The sequence below is a fragment of the Bradyrhizobium forestalis genome (assembly GCF_002795245.1).
GTDB lineage: Bacteria > Pseudomonadota > Alphaproteobacteria > Rhizobiales > Xanthobacteraceae > Bradyrhizobium > Bradyrhizobium forestalis.
Window position 1 is genome coordinate 306485 of sequence record NZ_PGVG01000002.1, and the last position, 17248, is coordinate 323732.

Consider the following 17248-nt stretch of genomic DNA (forward strand, 5'->3'; position numbering starts at 1 on the left):
CTGTGGCGGGGGCGCCTCCGCATTCACACCATCCCTTGCGGTGCCCGACGGGCAAAACACACAAGGCCAGGGTCAACGCCCGCAGACGAAAACAATTCGCTTTACTCGAATTCGGAATTATCGCATGTTTCCGTCATCCCAACCCGGGCCGAGGGGCGGATCGCGATCGTCACGAACGCGGGATGGGACGTGGTGGACGCAGGCAGCGTCGCGCGCAGTCGGTTTGCAGGGCGGGTCACTCCGTGAGCAGGCAAGGCGCGCATACGACGGATGCAGCCTGCGTACGGCAAAATCGTGTGGTCCTGGCGCCCGGGGTCTGTGCGCCAAGGCTTGCGGTGATGCGTGGTGCCCGACCGGGCGCGCACATCATTTATCCGCAAGGCGACGGGGGCAATAGTGCATCGCTCCCCGGGGAGAGCGCGACATAAGCCGTCAAACCACTGCGCAGGGAAGGCCGGATGTTTGGCTTCACCTGTATGCCGCTGTGCAGCTTTTTTAGCACACGCTTTCGCACAGTGGACCGCGGGTGCCAGCCGGCACCCGGCCTTCCCTGCGCCCTCGGCACTTCTGAGGGCGGTGAATGCAGCAAAGCTCGGGCACGAGGTGCCGCGAGCATGCCTGCGCGCGCCTCCCGCTTCTCGGGCCACGAACGATGAAGTCTCCAACCGAAACTCGATCAAGCCGCGTCGGCCGGTCTTACCCGGCGAGCGATCTCAGCGCCTTTCTCCCGCTCAACGACACCGATGTCGTACTGCCCCTGCAAGTCCAACCAGAACTGAGGGCTATTGCCGAAATAGCGACCAAGTCGCACTGCGGTATCCGCCGAAATGCCCCGGCGCCCGTTCAAAATGTCGGTAATCCGCCCCGAGGGAACGCCGATGTCGAGCGAAAGCCTGTTGGCGCTAAGCCCACGCGCAACCAATTCGCGCTTGAGCAACCGTCCAGGATGAACGAGTGGAGCCATGGATGTCACCCCTTGTGATAGTCGACGATTTCAACCTCGTAGGCATCGCCCTTGCTGAATTCGAAACAAATGCGCCAACGTTCGTTGACCGTCATTGCCCATTGTCCCCTGCGGTCGCCTTTCAGCTTGTGCAATCCGACGCTCTTCAACGGACTCAAGTCTCCGAGCGATTTCGCGACGTTCAGCGCGAGCAACAGCTCAGCCGCTGCCTCGAAATCGAGCCCGCGAAACTGGTTCGGACGCTCGCCATCCCAGATCTTGCGGCTCGCCGAATTCCGCCACGACCTGATCACGGCAAAGACATACTACGGAAATCGGTGAACGACAATGGATGGTGCATTCACTCCGCCAGCGAGGCCTCCACGAACCCGCGCGGATCCTCGCAGAACTCACGCATGACCCGGTAATGATCGGTCTGCTCCACCGTAACGGGCTCCAAACCGTATTTCCCGAGTCGCAGCAGCTGCGCATTGGGATAGGCCATCAGCAGCGGCGCGTGGGTCGCCATGATCACCTGGCAATTCCCAGAGAGATCCATGCGATGCAGGAGCTTGAGAAAGTCCATCTGCCGCGCCGGCGACAGCGCGGATTCCGGCTCGTCGAAGATGTAAATGCCCTGCTTCTGACAGCGCTCCTCGAAGAAAACCAGAAAGCCCTCGCCGTGCGAAAAGGAGAGATAGTCCGGCGCTTCCTGAACGCTCGCACCGAACACGCCTTCCATGGCGTGCGCAGCGTCCACGGCCGAGCGGTCCAGATAGCGCGCGATGGAGAAGAATGTCTCGGCACGAAAGAACCAGCCGTCGGTCACCTTTGGCACCCAGGCAGCCCGCAACGCAGAGGACAGTTCATCGCCGCTGATCTCGATGCCGCCGCCGTCGATCTCTTGAAAACCCTTGCGGCCGCCGGTGCTGGCAAAGCCGGCCAGCCCGGCGATGCCCTCGAGGATGGTCGATTTGCCCGTCCCGTTCTCGCCGACAATGATCGTGACCGCGGCATCGAAGCTCTGATCGAACTCGTCCCTGAACACGGGAAGACAGAACGGATAAGCCTCCCAGTCCTCGACGCGCGAGCGATCGAGCCAGACGCGCCGGAGATAAGGCGCGCACAACGTGGTCTGACGGCGTCTTGTCCGGCCCATGCTCCAGCCCCTCTCCACCAAAATGCGCAAAGGAACGTATCAGGAACATCAGCCACACGGAAGTGGCATCTGCGGAAGATCGCAAGCTTCGGTCGTGCCCTAGCCCAGGACCTCCAGCATCAACTCCATCGTCATCAGCACGGGATTGTCGCCGCGGATCAGACGGCCCTCCGCGATACCGCCGGTGTAGTCGACCAGCGCAACATCGAGTGCCGCTTCGACCGTGCCAGACGGACCGACCTCGATCGCGCCGCACGTTATTGCCAGCTCCGTCGCAAACGGCTCGGTCACGCCGCCATGGCTGAAGCGCGCGCCAATGGTCGAGCCGACGCCGCCGTGGATCTTGGCGCGGACAATGCCATGCGCGCGACAGAACGCTTCGAGGCATTCGGAAAAATCCTGGTTCGGCCGCAGCCGCATCGCAAACGCCCGGCTCGTCGTGCGCGCGCCGGTGCTTGCAGCCGCGACCGGCCCGAACAGCTTGAAATTGGTCTCCGGATCGGGGGCGGCCGTGAACATCGCGCCATCGAGACCGAAGGCCTCCACCTCGAACGGCTCGGCGATGACGGTCTCGTCCGGCAGCATGTGGCCGCCGCTCGTCTTGCCGTCCGCCTCGGTCCACAGCCCGTGGCAATGAAAGAACGGCGCGCCGTCGCGTGTGCCGAGCGTCATGCTGCCGAGCCTCAAGCGCGTCACGCCGTCGGGCCGATAGGTGTCGCTGTAGAACGCCGCGTTCTCACCGGTCTTCGACAGTGCCGGCATGACATAGGCGAACGGCCCGAGCGCGCCGCGGCGAAAATTCAGCACGCCGCCGGCAAAGCCCTCCGCGGCAAAGCCGCGCCGCGCAGCCTCCAGCAGCGGCACACCTGCCTGAAGCGTGAACGTGAAAGCACGTCCCCTCGCCTCCACCCATTGAATTCGTTCGGCGGCGGGCGGGCCTGGCTGCTTGATGCTCCGCATCTCGTACGCTCAGCCCGCCTGCTTCTTATCGAGATCGAGCAGACCGCGCGCCTCGAGCTCATCGCACACCATGCGCTTCGGCACCTTGCCGTAGCCGGATTTCGGCAGCGCCTCCCAGAAGAAGAACCGCTTCGGCATCTTGTAGCGCGGCACTTTTGGCGACAGGAACGCCGCCATCTCGGCTTCGCTCACCGGCTTCGCGCCTTCGCGGGCGACGCAGACGGCGACACCGACCTCGCCCCAGGTCGCATCCGGCACGCCGAGCACGGCCACTTCGCCGATCGCGGGATGGGTCAATATCTTCTCCTCGATCTCGCGCGGATAGATATTGGAGCCGCCGGAGATGTACATGTCGGAGGCGCGCCCCGTGATGTAGACGAAGCCTTCCTCGTCCATGTGGCCGAGATCGCCGGTGCGGAACCAGCCGTTGCGGAACGCCTTGGCATTGGCTTCGGGATTGTCGTAGTAGCCGGCGAACACGGCTGGCCCGATCACGCAGATCTCGCCGCTCTGGTTGGCTTTGAGCTCGCGGCCCTCGTCGTCCTGGATCGAGACCTGCATGCCGGTGCGCTCGAAACCGCAGGTGCCGATCTTCGCATGCGGGCCGTCCTCGGGATCGTGCAGCGCGGCCGGCAGCACGGTGATGTTGCCGGTGACCTCGCCAAGGCCAAAATACTGCACGATCACCTTGCCGAGCTTCTTCAGCGCCGCCTTCTGATCCTCGCGATACATCGGCGCGCCGGCATAGATGACCTGGCGCAGCGAGGAGTGATCGTATTTGTCGGCGGCGGGATGCTCGACCATCATCTTCAGGATGGTCGGCACCGTGAACAGATTGCTGACGCGATGCGCCTCGATCAGGCGAAACGCCTCGTTGATGTCGAATTTCTCGGTCGGCAGCAGCACGGTGCGCGCGCCGCGCGCGGTCTGCATCAGCTGATGCACGCCGGCACCATGCGACAGCGGCGCCACCACCAGCGAGGCATCCGCTTCCGTCACGCCGGGGGTGAGATCGGCGAGATGATTGGTGACGACGAATCCCATCTGACCGTGGGTCAGCACCGCCGCCTTGGAGCGGCCGGTGGTGCCGGAGGTGAAGAAGAACCAGCAGGGATCGTCGTGCTCGACAGCCACGTTCTCGACCGCCGTTCCCGCCTGCGAGGCCATGGCCTCGCCAACCGACGTACCCGCGAATGGTGCCCTGCCGTCGATGCTCCAGGTGAATTCCAGCGTTCCGCCCTTCACCGCCGCGGCGTGCTCGGGAAAATCGACGTGGCACAGGAACGCCTTCGCGCCGGAGGCCTGCGCGAGATAGCTGACCTCATCCGGCATCAGGCGGAAATTGGTGGGCACCCAGACCGCGCCGAGCCGGAACGCGGCGAACATCGAGACGAACATCTCGTTGCCATTCTTGGAATGGACGAGGATGCGGTCCCCCTTGGCAATGCCGCGCGCGGCGAGCGCCGCGGCCAGCGCCGAGACCTGCGCATCGATTTCGCGCCAGGTCCAGGATTTCTCACCCCAGACGAAGCCGGGGCGCGCTCCATGCCGCCGCGCATTCTGGGTCAGCATGTAGGCGAGATTCATGACGCGGCGGGACATGCGCAGGGGCTGCATCGGGCTTCCTCTTGGGTGGCGGGCGGCACGCGAGCCGCCCGCTCATTGCAGCCCATTTATCGCCAACGCCAGCGCCCCTGCAAGGCCAGCTGCCGCGGACCAGCCCTACGGCTGCTTGAACGCAAACGGCGCCGCCGTGATGGCCTTCGTCTTCCAGCAGGCTTGCGGACCAAAGCCGCCGCAGAAGCTGCCATGCAGATCGAAGCGGACGGTGCGCGCGGCGCCGCGCTTCACCGGCGGGGCGATGATGAGCAGGAGGATCAGATATCGCATTGGCGTTGGTCGCAGCCACAAGAGCAATCGTTCAGGGAATTTTAAACATGATCGGCGCAACCTCGCTCAGTTCTCGCGTACAGAGTGCCGCATCATGGTCAACGCGCCCGCCTTCCTCCTGTTGTCGCTGGCGCTCGCCGGATGTGCCGTGGCGCCGCAGACGCATCTGGCTTCGGATCCCGCCTTCAAGCCTGCGCGTTATGCCTGGGACGGCGCCGGCGAGGATCCCAATCGGCCGCGCGCTCCCTCACAGCCAACACGGACCGCTGCACATTCCGAGCGCGGCGGATCGCAAGCCGGGCTTCAGCCCTATTCCAAGGAATGGTGGCAGGCGCAGGACGGCACCGAGGCCGAACAGGACGCCAGGGTCAACCGCTCCCTGGTCATCTGCCAGGGCTGCCTCCGCCGGCAGCCTCAGGCCGAAGATTCCAGGCTGGCCAGAGCGACCGATTGAACTGAACGGCTTCAGATCGGAAACCGCCGACCGCACCGCGCGTTACGACCTCGTGCGCGAGGCGCGCAGCTGCAAGGCAACAACATGAGCGATGTCGTCAACAACGAAGCCCATCACCGCTATGAGCTCGAGGTGGAGGGTCATCTTGCGACCGAGCACTACAAGCTCGACGGCAATGTCATCACGTTCGAACATACCGACGTGCCAAAGGAGCTCGGAGGCAAGGGCATCGGCTCGAAGCTGGTGCAAGGCGCGCTCGACCAGGTCCGTGCCGGCGGATTGAAGCTGATCCCGCAATGCCCGTTCGTGAAGGCGTGGATCGACAAGCACCCGGACTATGCGGATCTCGTGACCCGATGAATGCGCAGGCCCGCCGCCTGTGGCCGGCGGGCCTGCCGATATCTACGGCCTATTGTCCGTGCTTGAGCAAGTCCTGATCGCTCATATCCCAGTCCTGCCACAGCTGGAGTATGCCGAGCAGCACCACCACCGCACCGAGGCTCGTGTGATAGATACGGAGAAAGCCCTCACCGGAATAGCCGATCGCGTATGGCGAGGCGATGAGCCACAGTCCGACCAGGATCGTCGTCACCTCTTGCCAGCGCTGCAAGGCGACATATTCGAGCTGGCTAATGCCAAACACGACCAGACCGATCGCGACCGTGTTCAGGATGGCCGTCTGGTGTCCGGTGATCGCCTGATCCTGGAACGGAAACCACGGCGAAGCCACGATCACCGCGCCAAGCAGCATCCCGCACCAGTCCTCCCATGTTCGATGAGTATTCAAGAAACCAGAATCCGACATCGTACCCTCCTACACAAGAGGCATACGTCTGCGGCTGGCGATCATGACACTCCGAATGTCTAGCGACCCTGCCGGCCGCATTCGGGCGTATGTCCTCTCTAGGACGTGGGAACCGAAGCTCGGCTTGCAAGAGCGGAATCGGGGATTATTTGCGGTCGCCGCACCATGCTCGCAAGGCGCGATGTCCATACTGCACTGCGGTCGCAGCGACGCGCATTTGCAGATGTCTCCTCTGCACCAATCCCCCTTGGGCTCACCTTGGCAAGGGCGGAGTTAGTCTCCTAGATCAGGAGGCAATCTGCATTTCGGAAGGATCCCGCATGGCGGCTTCGGTACGCGACAACAAGGACAGGAGCCGCTTCGAGCTCGATTTCGGCAGCGACATCGCCTTCGCCAACTACCGGCTGACGCCGTCGGCCGTGATCATCACCCACACCGAGACGCCGCGCGCGCTGCGCGGCCGCGGCATCGGCTCCGAGCTGGTCAGGGGCGCGCTGGACCTGATCCGCCGCGACGGTAAGAAGGTGATCGCCGGCTGCGGCTTCGTCGTCGACTATCTCGACAGGCATCCGGAGGATGCGGATCTCCTGGCCTGAACGCAAAAGGGCCCGCGGGATGGCGGGCCCTTGCAGTACGACCTGGCGATCGATCAGTGCTTGATCTCCGGCGGCAGCTTGCCGCCGTTGGCGGCGAGCTTGGACATCACCTGCTTGTGCAGCCAGACGTTCATGCTGGCCGAGTCGTTCATGTCGCCGCTGTAGCCCAGCTCCTTGGCGAGATCCTTGCGCGCAGCGAGGCTGGAATCGATGTCGAGCGCCTTCATGAGATCGACGATCGAGGTGCGCCATTCCAGCTTCTCGCCCTTATGTGCAGCCGCCGCCTTGTCGACGATCGCCGCGACGTCGACCGCGGCCATGGGCGCGGCGGCCGGCGCCGAAGCACCTGGCGTCCCCGCGGGCGCGCCGGGTGAAGCGGCGCCACCGGGGGGCGCGGCGGAGGCCGGCTGGCTGCCGAAGATCGCGCTCATGATTTTCCCGAAAATGCTCATGTCTGCTCCCCGAAAAGGATCCGTTGGAAGGGCCTTGAGTGGCACTTATAGACGAAGTTACTGCGTCGCGCCCGCGAAGTTCCGCGAACGACCACCAGCATCAGCTTATCTGCGGCGAAATGACGACAGAATGACATCGTCGTGGTTGCGCCGCGGCATCGAATTTCACCTAGGCGTGGGGGACAGGACTCGGACTTGGGGGTATGCTTGCCATCCAACTCGCGATGCCATCCGGAATTCGCCTCTGGTCGGGATCGCGAGATTTCAGAGAATGGCGGCCGCTTGCGCCGTTTGCCGGCGCCGGATTACGGCCGCTTGGCAAGGGAGCTAGCGACCATGGCTACGTTCTACCAGGGCAATGTCCCCACGGTGGCCCAGCCCGCGGATGCGGCTGGACCGGTGATCCGAACCATCCAACTGTCCGATCTGCACGACGCGCTCAGGCGCGGTTGGGAAGACTTCAAGGCCGTTCCGAGCCACGCCATCATCCTCTGCGTGATCTACCCGGTGCTCGGTCTCGTGCTCGCCCGCGTGGTGATGGGCTATTCCGTATTGCCGCTGCTGTTTCCGCTGGCCGCGGGCTTCGCCCTGATCGGACCCTTTGCGGCGCTCGGGCTCTACGAGCTCTCCAGCCGGCGCGAGCGCTATGAAGAAGCCAGTGCCTGGGATGCCATGGAGGTGCTGCGCTCGCCTTCGTTCGGTGCGATGCTCGGCCTCGGCACGTTGCTGCTCGCCCTGTTCGTCACCTGGGTTGCGACCGCGCAGGCGATCTATGTCGCGGCGTTCGGCTACGAGGGCGTAAGCGGACTCTCGGACTTCATGATGCGCGTGCTGACGACACAGCAAGGCTGGTGGCTGATCGTGGTTGGCTGCGGCACAGGCTTCCTGTTCGCGCTCGCCGCGCTTTGCATCAGCGTCGTGTCGTTCCCCTTGATGCTCGACCGTCATGCCGGCGCGTTCGAGTCGATGGTGACCTCGCTGCGCGTTGTCGCAAGAAACCCGGTGCCGATGGCGGCCTGGGGCCTGATCGTAGCCGTGCTGCTCGCGCTCGGCACGATTCCGGCGTTCCTTGGCCTTGCCGTGGTGATCCCCCTGCTCGGCCATGCCACCTGGCACCTCTATCGCAAGGTGATCGTCTCGGAGCCCGGGGCACGTCCGGTGCCGCCTCCGCCGCATCGTCCGCGCAAGCCGGCCGCCGACTTCCCGGCCAACCTCTTCCCTTGGCGAAACCGCACGGACACCTGACGATATCGTGACATGCGGTCCTGCCCTGCTTCGGGGCAGGATCGCCACTTGTCGTGCGCCTTGCTTTGGCCGCGGTTCCGACCGAGATTGCCCCGCCGGTCAGATCGCTTCACGGAATTCATTTACTCGAATGACCCCGACGAATTCTCGTCTCGCTCTCGCAGCCTTCGCCCTCTCCGCGTCAATCCTGTCAGCCCAGCCAGCGCTCGCCGCTGTTGCCTGCGGCTCGGGCAATTTCGACGCCTGGCTTGCGGATCTCAAAACCGACGCTGCGGCGAAAGGCATCTCGCAGCAGGCCATCACCGCCGGGCTGGCCGGCGTGACGCTCGATCAGAGCGTGCTCAACCGCGACCGATCGCAGAAGGTTTTTACCCAAACCTTCGAGGAGTTTTCCGGCCGCATGGTGCCGCCACGCATGCAGCGCGGCTCCAACATGATGAAGCAATACGGCTCCGTGCTGTCGCGCATCGAGCAGGCCTATGGCGTGCCCGGCGAGGTCCTGGTTGCGATCTGGGGTCTGGAGACCGATTTCGGCGTCAACACCGGCAAGTTCGCAACGATCCGCTCGCTGGCAACGCTTGCTTACGACTGCCGGCGCTCCGAGCAGTTTCGCGCCGAGCTGATGGATGCGCTGCGCATCGTCCAGCGCGGCGATCTTGCGCCAGCCGACATGAAAGGCGCCTGGGCCGGCGAGCTCGGCCAGACCCAGTTCATGCCGTCCTCCTGGATGAAATACGCCGTCGATTTCGACGGCAACGGCAAGCGCGATCTGCTACGCAACGCGCCCGACGTGCTCGCCTCCACGGCCAATTATCTCGCGGGCTATGGCTGGCAGCGCGGCAAGGATTGGCAGCCGGGCAGCCCGAATTTTGCGGTGTTACAGCAGTGGAACAAGAGCGAGGTCTATTCCAAGACCGTCGCCTATTTCGCAACCCAGCTCGCTCACGCCCCTTAAGCCCACGGGCTGCACCTGGCTCCAGACCGCTCGGCAGCCTCGCCAGAGGCGATGACGTATCTGTCTATGTACCTCGCTGCGATCTCGGCTGACTGACCATCAAAGGTCAGGTCAGACATCAGCGGCCAATACTAAAAATGAATACAAATTCATTTTTAGTATTTTTCCATCCATGCGAATCACGCAGGCAAGACTTGAGTTTAGATGCTGATAGGTCGCCTGCCGGATCCACTCATCGGCAATATATTCCGGCGATGGTTGACATCACTCAGTTTGCATTAACACCATGATTCCACGGATATTTATCCGCTGGATGCGCCGGATCTACTCGCGCGTCCGGGCCAACCGCCAAAGGGTTAAGTGTATCTTACCCGCGCCATGCACTCAGCGCCTAGCTGCATCGCAACATAGGAACTTTCGCACTGCACCACTCCCATCTATATTCACTTCAACGATGCCGCCCGGCAAGGGCTGAATCGAACTACAGGAGACTACCAATGCTGCTCTCGCTCATCCGCATGATCCAGGCCTTCCGGGACTATCAGCGCAATGTTGCCGAGCTGTCCCAGCTCAGCGATCGCGAACTGGCCGATATCGGCCTCGATCGCTCGGACATCCCGCGCGTTGCCGCCGGTCAGTATCAGGGCTGATACCGTTCAGCCCTCAACCGGACCAACCGATAGCGCCCGCCTTGTGCGGGCGTTGTCGTATCTGGTGGCAGAAAACTCGATCTCGGCGATTCCACTCTCCGCCGAAAAGCGCTACCTGTCCGCCCCATGACAGGACCCCAATCCAACATCGTACACGTGATCGGCGCCGGCCTCGCCGGTTCCGAAGCTGCTTGGCAGGTGGCGAAATCGGGCGTGCCCGTGGTGCTGCATGAGATGCGGCCGACCCGCATGACCGAGGCGCACCGCACCGACGGGCTCGCCGAGCTCGTCTGCTCGAATTCGTTCCGCTCGGACGACGCCGCCAACAACGCCGTCGGCCTCTTGCACGCGGAGATGCGCCGGCTCGACTCGCTGATCATGCGCGCGGCCGATGCCAATCAGGTGCCTGCTGGTGGCGCGCTGGCGGTCGACCGCGACGGCTTCTCGGCGGCCGTCACCAAGGCCCTCAACGACCATCCCCTGATTGAGATCGCACGTGGCGAGGTCGCCGGCCCTCCGCCGGCCGACTGGAGCAATGTGATCGTTGCAACCGGCCCCCTCACCTCTGCGCCGCTTGCTGACGCCATCCGCGAATTGACCGACGAAAACGCGCTCGCCTTCTTCGATGCGATCGCGCCGATCGTGCATCGCGAGTCCATCGACATGTCGGTGGCCTGGTTCCAGTCGCGCTACGACAAGGTCGGCCCCGGCGGCAACGGCGCCGACTACATCAACTGCCCGATGACCAAGGAGCAGTATGACGGCTTCGTCGCCGCGCTGATGTCAGGCGAGAAGACCGAGTTCAAGGAATGGGAGACCAACACGCCCTATTTCGACGGCTGCCTGCCGATCGAGGTGATGGCGGAACGTGGTCCCGAGACGCTGCGCCACGGCCCGATGAAGCCGGTCGGCCTCACCAACCCGCACGATCCGACCACAAAGCCTTACGCGATCGTGCAGCTGCGCCAGGACAACAAGCTCGGCACGCTCTACAACATCGTCGGTTTCCAGACCAAGCTGAAGTACGGCGAGCAGCAGCGCATCTTCCGCACCATTCCCGGGCTGGAGAACGCGGAGTTCGCCCGCCTCGGCGGCCTGCATCGCAACACCTTCCTGAATTCGCCAAAGCTGCTCGACGGCCAGTTGCGCCTGCGCGCACAGCCGCGGCTGCGCTTCGCCGGCCAGATGACGGGCTGTGAGGGCTATGTGGAGTCCGCCAGCGTCGGCTTGGTCGCCGGTCTCTATGCCGCAGCGGACGCGCGCGGTGAGACGCTCGTCAGTCCGCCGGGCACGACCGCGCTCGGATCGCTGCTCGGCCACATCACCGGCGGCCATATCGAGACCGTCGAGCCGGGCACGCGCTCGTTCCAGCCGATGAACATCAATTTCGGCCTGTTCCCGCCGCTCGCGGCGGTACCGACGAAGAAGCCCGACGGCACGCGGTTGCGCGGCAACGAGAAAACGGTAGCCAAGAAGCAGGCGCTGAGCGCGCGAGCGCTCGCCGACCTCGATCGCTGGATCGCCGACCACCTGCGCATTGCCGCCGCTGCGTGAGTTTTCGATGAGCCTCCCCAAAGACGACACCGCAGAGCTGTCGGCGCGCTGGACCGAAGGCGTGCTGCTCAAGCGCGACGTGTTCTCGACTGTCGAGCGCGGCCGCTTCCGCAGCGAGAGCGGCGAGATCGACGCGGTGCTGCGCCGGCTCGACGAGGTGCCATGGTGGTCGTTCCTACTGGCACGCCATCTGTTCGCCCGCGAGAAGCATGCGCTGGTCCGCGCCAAAGGCCTCAACGTCGGTCCCGAGCTGCTGTGGGCTGGACGCCGCGCTCTGGCGCGCGGCTTCGTCGACGGCGTCGCACTGCATCTGGCCAAGCCCCATGGCGATCTCGCCTATTTCCGGTCGGCCAAAGCCGTGCTGCGTCGGCTGCGCCGCGCCGGCATCTGCCACAACGATCTCGCCAAGGAGCAGAACTGGCTGGTTGGCCGCGACGGCCGGGCCTACGTGACCGACTTCCAGCTCGCCGCGTGCTTCAACCGGCGCGGCCGGCTCTATCGCATCCTCGCCTATGAGGACCTCCGGCATCTGCTCAAACACAAGCGCTCCTACGCGCCGGAGACGCTGACGCCGCGGGAGCGAAGGATCCTGGCGAAGAAGTCGTTCGCCGCGAGCCTGTGGCTTGCCACCGGCAAGAAGGTCTATCGCGCCATCACCCGCGGCCTGTTCAACTTCACCGACCGCGAGGGTGGCGGCCGCCGGCTCGTCAACGACGCGCCGGTGCTGGCCGAACTGATCCGCCGCAATCCTGCCGTGCGCGACGCCGCCATCGTCGCCTTTGCCGACCGCCGCTCCGGCGTCGGGCTCTATGCCTTCGTCGAAGCCGACCAGGCCGCGCTCGAAGGCCAGCTCCGCAGCGAGCTTGCCGCCGCCAACGGACCGAAGCCGCCTGAGCACATCCAGGTCGTGCACGCCCTGCCACGCAACACCAGCGGCAAGCCGCGTACCGAGGTCCTGCAACTGGTCGCCATGAACCAGCTCGACCTGATCGAGCCGATGATGAAGAACGAGCAGGACCGTGCCTTCCTCAAGGACATTCTGGAGCAGCGCAAGAACCTGCGCGACCGCTTCAATTTCGAGGCGAACCTGCCGGCGAGCTAGTGTGGCGGTCCGTGCCTTGAAGCCTCCACATTGGCGATAGAGAAGCGGTCGGATCATTCGGGCTTGGCGGGATCATGGGGACTCGGGGGACGATGATGCATCGTGTGGTTGGCGGCCTGATCGCCGGCTTCCTGCTGCTGACGGCTGTGCCAGCCATGGCCGAATCTCCGGCCGAGCTTATCTCCAGCTTCCGTCTCAAGCATGGTGAGGTCCGCGTCGTCCGCGATGCCACCCTCGACCGCATCGCCATGGACCAGGCCCGAGCGATGGCAGCGAAGGATGATCTCAGCCACGACCCGCTAGGCCCGTTCAACCGCCGTGTCGCACCGGCGGGCGCGGGGCGCGCCGCCGAGAACATCGCTTATGGTTACGACAATTTCGAGAAGACGCTGGGCCAGTGGATCGATTCCTCCGGGCACCGCAAGAACCTGTTGCTGCACAACGCCTCCCGCGTCGGCATAGCGAGCGCCAAGAATGCCAGCGGCAAGCGCACCTATTGGGCCATGGTGATCGCCGGCGATTACGAGCCAAAGGGCAAGGGCAAAGGCAAGAAGGACAAGGAGCCGCTGGTTGCCGTGAAGCGCGAGGCGGCGCCTGCCAACAAGCCAAAGTCCAGCGGCTGCCACATCAAGCTGCTCAGCCTCTGCATCTGAGGCAGGACCGGGCTGTCTTGCTCGCAGTCCCCGACGCGTCTAATTCTTGCACGAAAATCGCGAGAAGCGGAGGCGCAAGTGATCGACATCGACCAGATACGCGCCGAGACGCCGGCCGCCTCGCGGCTCGCGTATCTCCATAACGCCGGCGCGGCCTTGATGCCGGCGCCCGTGATCGCGGCGATGAAGCAGCATATCGACCTCGAAAGCGAAATTGGCGGCTATGCCGCTGCCGACCGTGAGTCCGATCGGCTCGACGCGGTCTATGGCTCGATCGCGCGCCTGCTGAATGCCGCCCCCGACGAGATCGCGCTCGTGGAGAACGCAACGGTTGCCTGGCAGATGGCGTTCTACGCGCTGCCGTTCCGCAAGGGCGACCGCATCCTGACAGCCGAGGCGGAATATGCCGCCAACTATGTCGCGTTCCTTCAGGTCGCGAAACGAACCGGCGCGACGATCGACGTCGTGCCCAGCGATGCCAGCGGCGAGCTCGACGTGCACGCGCTCGAGCGCATGATCGATGAGCGCGTGAAGCTGATCGCCATCACCTGGGTTCCGACCAATGGTGGGCTGGTCAATCCCGCCACGGCAATCGGCAGGATCGCGCGGGCGCACGGCATTCCCTATCTGCTCGACGCCTGCCAGGCGGTCGGGCAGATGGCGGTCGACGTCGAGGCCATCGGCTGCGACATGCTGTCCGCCACGGGCCGCAAATTCCTGCGCGGCCCGCGCGGCACCGGGTTTCTCTACGTCCGCCGCGCCCTGTTGCAGCAGCTCGAGCCACCGATGCTCGACCATTTCGCAGCGCCCTGGGTCTCGCGCAATGAATATCGGCTGCGCGACGATGCGCGGCGCTTCGAGACCTGGGAGAACAACTACGCGGCCCGGCTCGGGCTCGGCGCCGCCGTCGATTATGCGCTCGACATCGGCCTCGGTCCCATCGAGCAGCGCTGCCGCCTGCTTGCGGGCCGTCTTCGCAACGGCCTCGCCTCCATTCGCGGCATCACCATTCGCGACCTCGGCCGCTCGCCGGGCGCCATCGTCAGCTTCACGATGGATGGGCATGACGCGGATGCGATTGTCAGCAGCGCCGCTGGCGACGGCATCACGATCGGCGCTTCAGATCCTGCGAGCACCCGCATCGATGCCGAACTCCGCGCGCTGCCGCTGCTCGTGCGGGCGTCCCCGCACTATTACAACACGGAAGCCGAGATCGATCGGCTGATCGGTCACCTACGGGAGCTGGCGCCGCGATAGCTAGAGCGGAATGGCTTTAGGTTCGCTTTACGTCACTCACGTGCAGCGCGCGCTCAGTCCGGATGCGCTGAGCCTCGCCATCACCTCGTTGAGATGCGCGCTGTCGCGGGTCTCGATGACGAGCTGCAGCAGCGTCGCCTTGGCCGGAAGGTCGGAGAAGGTCCGCTGGTGCGAGACCTCGATGATGTTGGCGCCGGCTTCGGCCAGCAGCGCCGCCACCGCTGCGAGTTGCCCGGGGCGATCAGGAATATCGAGCGAGAGCTGGGTCAGGCGCCCTTCCCGCGCAAGCTCGCGTGTGAGGACGGAGGCAATCAGCCTCGTATCGATGTTGCCGCCGCTCAGGACGAGGCCGACCTTCTGACCAGCGAAGCGGGACGGATCGGACATCAACGCGGCAAGGCCGGCAGCGCCGGCGCCCTCGACCACAGTCTTCTCGATCGAGATCAGGGTCGCGACCGCGCGCTCGAGCTCGGCTTCGTTGACGAGCGCAATGTCGTCGACGAGGCGGCGGACGATTTCGGTGGTGATCTTGCCCGGCGATTTCACCGCGATGCCCTCGGCGAGCGTGTCGCCGCGCGCCGGCAGATTGCCGTCATGGATGGCATTGTACATCGAGGGATAGAGCCAGGCCTCGACGCCCAATACCCGCAGCGACGGCTTGATCGACTTCGCGGCTATGGCAATGCCGCTGATCAAACCGCCGCCGCCGATCGGAACGACCAGCGTGTCGAGCTCCGGGACCGCCTTGAGCATTTCCAGCCCGATCGTGCCCTGCCCCGCGATGACGAGCGGATCGTCGTAAGGGTGGACGAAGATCATGCCGCGCGCTTCACCGTGGCTTCGCGCAAAGGCCGCCGCCTCTTCCAGCGTCGCGCCCGTGACCACCACCTCGGCGCCGTGATGCCTGGTGTTCTCGATCTTCACCATGGGCGTGCCGATCGGCATGACGATGGTGGCGGGAATGCCGAGCCGCTTGGCGTGGTAGGCGACGCCCTGCGCGTGGTTGCCCGCGGACATTGCGATCACGCCCCCCGCGCGCTCTTCCGGCGTCAGCGCGGTGAGCCTGTTGAGCGCGCCGCGCTCCTTGAACGAGGAGGTGAACTGGAGGTTCTCGAATTTGAGCCAGATGTCGCAGCCGCAGATGCTGCTCAGCGTGCGGCTGTAGTTGCAGGGCGTCTCGATGACGGCGCCCCGGATCGTCTCGGCGGCGGCATGAATGTCACTCGGTGCGACCGGAAAGCCGCTGATATCGGACGTGCTTTGGGACAAGTCAGCCATAGGCCAGCATAGAGCATTTGGCCGGCCCAGGCGATAAGCCAGCCGCTATTTGGTAAATTCACGCGATCGCGAGGCGCGCCACAGGGTCCAGAGCGTGCGCAGCCGCGACGGCGGCTGCAGCGCAAACGGATTGCGTCCCGGGCGCGACAGGCGCTTGAGATCGGCCTGCGCCTGGCTCAACGGCAGAAACGCCGGCCGCACGGACGGCGCCACCTGCGCCAGCAGCGACGAAGCCGCCGTCATATGCTGCCGCGCTTCAGCCGCAAGCTGCTCCAGCACTGCATGGAGATTGGGTGTCTCCTTGCCGGCGAAGACATCCTCCATGCTGCAATTGTGCCTCTCCATCACCTGCTGCGGCAGGAACAACTGCCCATGCGCGGCATCGCGCGGCAAATTGGCGATGACCTGCCCGATGCCCTGCGCCAGCCCGGCATGGCGGGCGAGATGCTCGACCGCCTCCGACGGCGGTCCCAGAACCAGCGCCGCCAGACCGAACAACGCCGATGACGTCGCGGCCAGATAGCCCTCCAGCGCCGCCATGGTCGGCATGGGATCGTTGTAGAGATCGAACTGGTGCTCCTCGGCAAGCAGCGACAGCGGCTCGACCGGCAGGTCGAAGTCGCGGATCGCGCGGAGCAGCTCGGCTGCCACGGGATTGCCCTCGGCGCTGCCATGGGCATGGCCCGACAGCATATCGGTCCACCATTGCAGGCGGATCTCACCGGGCAAGGGCTGGCTCACCTGGTCGCGGACGCGGACGATCTCGACGTTGAAGGCATACAGCGCCAGCAACGCACGGCGCTCGGCAGCGGGCAGGAACAGGGTCGCGGCGTAGCGCGGAAAGTCGTAGCTGCGCACGAGATCGGCGCAGAAGGCAACGGAGTCGGGCGGCGGCCCAGGGTTGCTCATGGCACGGCGATCAGCGCAGCAGCAACCCGCCGTCGCTCGCCGATCATGATGTTGTAGGTCCGCACGGCGGGGCCGGTCTGCATCGTGTCCAGCACCACCCTCACCGCCTTGAGCGCCTGGCGCAGCTCCGGCGGCGGCAGCCACAGCCCGGTTCCGGTGCCGACCAGGAGCGTGTCGATGCTGTTGGCGGCCGTGAAGACCCGATCCAGCGAGTAGCGGTCGATCTTCTGGGGGTCGGTCACGTCCCAGGCCCAGATCGCGTCCGGCAGGCAGAGCAGCGATCCACGATGCGACATGCCGGCAAAGGCGAAGCCGCCCTTGCCATAGGCATCGATCGGCGCCGAGCGCGGGAAATGCGGAGCGTTGGGATCGCCGGCCATGAGCTT

At 64.8% G+C, this 17248-nt stretch carries 21 protein-coding genes; 10 read left to right on the forward strand and 11 right to left on the reverse strand.

Going from position 1 to position 17248, the window contains the following annotated elements; all coding sequences use genetic code 11:
• Positions 1-676: 676 nt before the first annotated feature.
• The 6 genes from CVM73_RS03805 to CVM73_RS39995 all read right to left on the reverse strand — a co-directional run bounded on the left by CVM73_RS03805 (position 677) and on the right by CVM73_RS39995 (position 4952).
• Positions 677-964 carry a HigA family addiction module antitoxin gene (locus tag CVM73_RS03805; protein WP_028136268.1) on the reverse strand — a complete coding sequence of 96 codons (288 nt, stop codon included), beginning with the start codon at positions 962-964 and terminating at the stop codon, positions 677-679.
• A gap of 5 nt (positions 965-969) precedes the next feature.
• Positions 970-1257: a type II toxin-antitoxin system RelE/ParE family toxin gene (locus CVM73_RS03810; RefSeq protein ID WP_100230660.1), complete on the reverse strand. Its 288-nt coding sequence runs from the start codon at positions 1255-1257 to the stop codon at positions 970-972.
• Between the two features lie 47 nt (positions 1258-1304).
• On the reverse strand, positions 1305-2102 hold the full coding sequence (locus CVM73_RS03815) for an AAA family ATPase (protein ID WP_100230661.1): 798 nt from the start codon (positions 2100-2102) through the stop codon (positions 1305-1307).
• Positions 2103-2201: 99 nt separating this feature from the next.
• Positions 2202-3062 carry a PCC domain-containing protein gene (locus tag CVM73_RS03820; RefSeq protein ID WP_100230662.1) on the reverse strand — a complete coding sequence of 287 codons (861 nt, stop codon included), beginning with the start codon at positions 3060-3062 and terminating at the stop codon, positions 2202-2204.
• Between the two features lie 9 nt (positions 3063-3071).
• Positions 3072-4679 (reverse strand): acyl-CoA synthetase, encoded by a 1608-nt coding sequence (locus CVM73_RS03825; RefSeq protein ID WP_100230663.1) that lies wholly within the window; start codon positions 4677-4679, stop codon positions 3072-3074.
• A 105-nt stretch (positions 4680-4784) separates the two neighbouring features.
• Positions 4785-4952: a hypothetical protein gene (locus CVM73_RS39995; protein ID WP_167406603.1), complete on the reverse strand. Its 168-nt coding sequence runs from the start codon at positions 4950-4952 to the stop codon at positions 4785-4787.
• 94 nt (positions 4953-5046) lie between these two features.
• Between CVM73_RS39995 and CVM73_RS03835 the strand changes: the two genes are divergently transcribed.
• Together CVM73_RS03835 and CVM73_RS03840 are read left to right on the forward strand one after the other, a co-directional pair.
• Positions 5047-5406: a hypothetical protein gene (locus CVM73_RS03835; RefSeq protein ID WP_100230664.1), complete on the forward strand. Its 360-nt coding sequence runs from the start codon at positions 5047-5049 to the stop codon at positions 5404-5406.
• An 84-nt stretch (positions 5407-5490) separates the two neighbouring features.
• Positions 5491-5766, forward strand: a complete 276-nt coding sequence (locus CVM73_RS03840) for a GNAT family N-acetyltransferase (RefSeq protein ID WP_100230665.1) — start codon at positions 5491-5493, stop codon at positions 5764-5766.
• Positions 5767-5815: 49 nt separating this feature from the next.
• Here CVM73_RS03840 and CVM73_RS03845 read toward each other — a convergent pair whose 3' ends face one another.
• Positions 5816-6211, reverse strand: a complete 396-nt coding sequence (locus tag CVM73_RS03845) for an SPW repeat protein (protein ID WP_100230666.1) — start codon at positions 6209-6211, stop codon at positions 5816-5818.
• Positions 6212-6531: 320 nt separating this feature from the next.
• On the opposite strand from CVM73_RS03845, the gene CVM73_RS03850 reads away from it, so the two are divergent.
• Positions 6532-6807, forward strand: coding sequence for a GNAT family N-acetyltransferase (locus CVM73_RS03850; protein WP_100230667.1), 276 nt, complete (start codon positions 6532-6534; stop codon positions 6805-6807).
• A 53-nt stretch (positions 6808-6860) separates the two neighbouring features.
• Here the strand turns inward: CVM73_RS03850 and CVM73_RS03855 are convergent, their stop codons facing one another.
• Positions 6861-7259: a DUF3597 domain-containing protein gene (locus CVM73_RS03855; RefSeq protein ID WP_167406604.1), complete on the reverse strand. Its 399-nt coding sequence runs from the start codon at positions 7257-7259 to the stop codon at positions 6861-6863.
• Between the two features lie 336 nt (positions 7260-7595).
• On the opposite strand from CVM73_RS03855, the gene CVM73_RS03860 reads away from it, so the two are divergent.
• The 7 genes from CVM73_RS03860 (at position 7596) to CVM73_RS03890 (ending at position 14675) form a co-directional block, all read left to right on the forward strand.
• On the forward strand, positions 7596-8504 hold the full coding sequence (locus CVM73_RS03860) for a DUF2189 domain-containing protein (protein WP_167406605.1): 909 nt from the start codon (positions 7596-7598) through the stop codon (positions 8502-8504).
• Between the two features lie 130 nt (positions 8505-8634).
• Complete coding sequence (locus CVM73_RS03865; protein WP_100230669.1) at positions 8635-9459, forward strand: lytic murein transglycosylase; 825 nt, start codon at positions 8635-8637, stop codon at positions 9457-9459.
• A 497-nt stretch (positions 9460-9956) separates the two neighbouring features.
• Positions 9957-10109 carry a DUF1127 domain-containing protein gene (locus CVM73_RS03870; protein ID WP_007590701.1) on the forward strand — a complete coding sequence of 51 codons (153 nt, stop codon included), beginning with the start codon at positions 9957-9959 and terminating at the stop codon, positions 10107-10109.
• A 126-nt stretch (positions 10110-10235) separates the two neighbouring features.
• A complete protein-coding gene (gene trmFO / locus CVM73_RS03875) occupies positions 10236-11663 on the forward strand; it encodes a methylenetetrahydrofolate--tRNA-(uracil(54)-C(5))-methyltransferase (FADH(2)-oxidizing) TrmFO (protein WP_100230670.1) in 1428 nt (475 codons plus the stop codon).
• 7 nt (positions 11664-11670) lie between these two features.
• Positions 11671-12765 carry an AMP-binding enzyme gene (locus CVM73_RS03880; protein ID WP_100230807.1) on the forward strand — a complete coding sequence of 365 codons (1095 nt, stop codon included), beginning with the start codon at positions 11671-11673 and terminating at the stop codon, positions 12763-12765.
• Between the two features lie 95 nt (positions 12766-12860).
• Positions 12861-13418 carry a CAP domain-containing protein gene (locus tag CVM73_RS03885; RefSeq protein ID WP_167406626.1) on the forward strand — a complete coding sequence of 186 codons (558 nt, stop codon included), beginning with the start codon at positions 12861-12863 and terminating at the stop codon, positions 13416-13418.
• A gap of 78 nt (positions 13419-13496) precedes the next feature.
• The gene (locus tag CVM73_RS03890; RefSeq protein WP_100230672.1) at positions 13497-14675 is read left to right on the forward strand and encodes an aminotransferase class V-fold PLP-dependent enzyme; all 1179 of its coding nucleotides are present in this window, start codon (positions 13497-13499) and stop codon (positions 14673-14675) included.
• A 36-nt stretch (positions 14676-14711) separates the two neighbouring features.
• Here the strand turns inward: CVM73_RS03890 and CVM73_RS03895 are convergent, their stop codons facing one another.
• From CVM73_RS03895 to CVM73_RS03905, 3 genes are read right to left on the reverse strand one after another with little or no spacing between them, the layout of a single operon-like run.
• Complete coding sequence (locus tag CVM73_RS03895; protein WP_100230673.1) at positions 14712-15953, reverse strand: threonine ammonia-lyase; 1242 nt, start codon at positions 15951-15953, stop codon at positions 14712-14714.
• 45 nt (positions 15954-15998) lie between these two features.
• Positions 15999-16862, reverse strand: coding sequence for a phytoene/squalene synthase family protein (locus CVM73_RS03900; RefSeq protein WP_100230674.1), 864 nt, complete (start codon positions 16860-16862; stop codon positions 15999-16001).
• Positions 16859-17242 (reverse strand): Mth938-like domain-containing protein, encoded by a 384-nt coding sequence (locus CVM73_RS03905; RefSeq protein WP_061881784.1) that lies wholly within the window; start codon positions 17240-17242, stop codon positions 16859-16861. The genes CVM73_RS03900 and CVM73_RS03905 overlap by 4 nt, the downstream gene beginning before the upstream one ends.
• Positions 17243-17248: the final 6 nt, after the last annotated feature.

Coding starts and splice junctions, on each gene's coding strand:
- CVM73_RS03805 (WP_028136268.1), bottom strand. CDS start 964: ATGGCTCCACTCGTTCATCCTGGACGGTTGCTCAAGCGCGAATTGGTT.
- CVM73_RS03815 (WP_100230661.1), bottom strand. CDS start 2,102: ATGGGCCGGACAAGACGCCGTCAGACCACGTTGTGCGCGCCTTATCTC.
- CVM73_RS03820 (WP_100230662.1), bottom strand. CDS start 3,062: ATGCGGAGCATCAAGCAGCCAGGCCCGCCCGCCGCCGAACGAATTCAA.
- CVM73_RS03825 (WP_100230663.1), bottom strand. CDS start 4,679: ATGCAGCCCCTGCGCATGTCCCGCCGCGTCATGAATCTCGCCTACATG.
- CVM73_RS39995 (WP_167406603.1), bottom strand. CDS start 4,952: ATGCGATATCTGATCCTCCTGCTCATCATCGCCCCGCCGGTGAAGCGC.
- CVM73_RS03835 (WP_100230664.1), top strand. CDS start 5,047: ATGGTCAACGCGCCCGCCTTCCTCCTGTTGTCGCTGGCGCTCGCCGGA.
- CVM73_RS03840 (WP_100230665.1), top strand. CDS start 5,491: ATGAGCGATGTCGTCAACAACGAAGCCCATCACCGCTATGAGCTCGAG.
- CVM73_RS03845 (WP_100230666.1), bottom strand. CDS start 6,211: ATGTCGGATTCTGGTTTCTTGAATACTCATCGAACATGGGAGGACTGG.
- CVM73_RS03850 (WP_100230667.1), top strand. CDS start 6,532: ATGGCGGCTTCGGTACGCGACAACAAGGACAGGAGCCGCTTCGAGCTC.
- CVM73_RS03855 (WP_167406604.1), bottom strand. CDS start 7,259: ATGAGCATTTTCGGGAAAATCATGAGCGCGATCTTCGGCAGCCAGCCG.
- CVM73_RS03860 (WP_167406605.1), top strand. CDS start 7,596: ATGGCTACGTTCTACCAGGGCAATGTCCCCACGGTGGCCCAGCCCGCG.
- CVM73_RS03865 (WP_100230669.1), top strand. CDS start 8,635: ATGACCCCGACGAATTCTCGTCTCGCTCTCGCAGCCTTCGCCCTCTCC.
- CVM73_RS03870 (WP_007590701.1), top strand. CDS start 9,957: ATGCTGCTCTCGCTCATCCGCATGATCCAGGCCTTCCGGGACTATCAG.
- trmFO (WP_100230670.1), top strand. CDS start 10,236: ATGACAGGACCCCAATCCAACATCGTACACGTGATCGGCGCCGGCCTC.
- CVM73_RS03880 (WP_100230807.1), top strand. CDS start 11,671: ATGAGCCTCCCCAAAGACGACACCGCAGAGCTGTCGGCGCGCTGGACC.
- CVM73_RS03885 (WP_167406626.1), top strand. CDS start 12,861: ATGCATCGTGTGGTTGGCGGCCTGATCGCCGGCTTCCTGCTGCTGACG.
- CVM73_RS03895 (WP_100230673.1), bottom strand. CDS start 15,953: ATGGCTGACTTGTCCCAAAGCACGTCCGATATCAGCGGCTTTCCGGTC.
- CVM73_RS03900 (WP_100230674.1), bottom strand. CDS start 16,862: ATGAGCAACCCTGGGCCGCCGCCCGACTCCGTTGCCTTCTGCGCCGAT.
- CVM73_RS03905 (WP_061881784.1), bottom strand. CDS start 17,242: ATGGCCGGCGATCCCAACGCTCCGCATTTCCCGCGCTCGGCGCCGATC.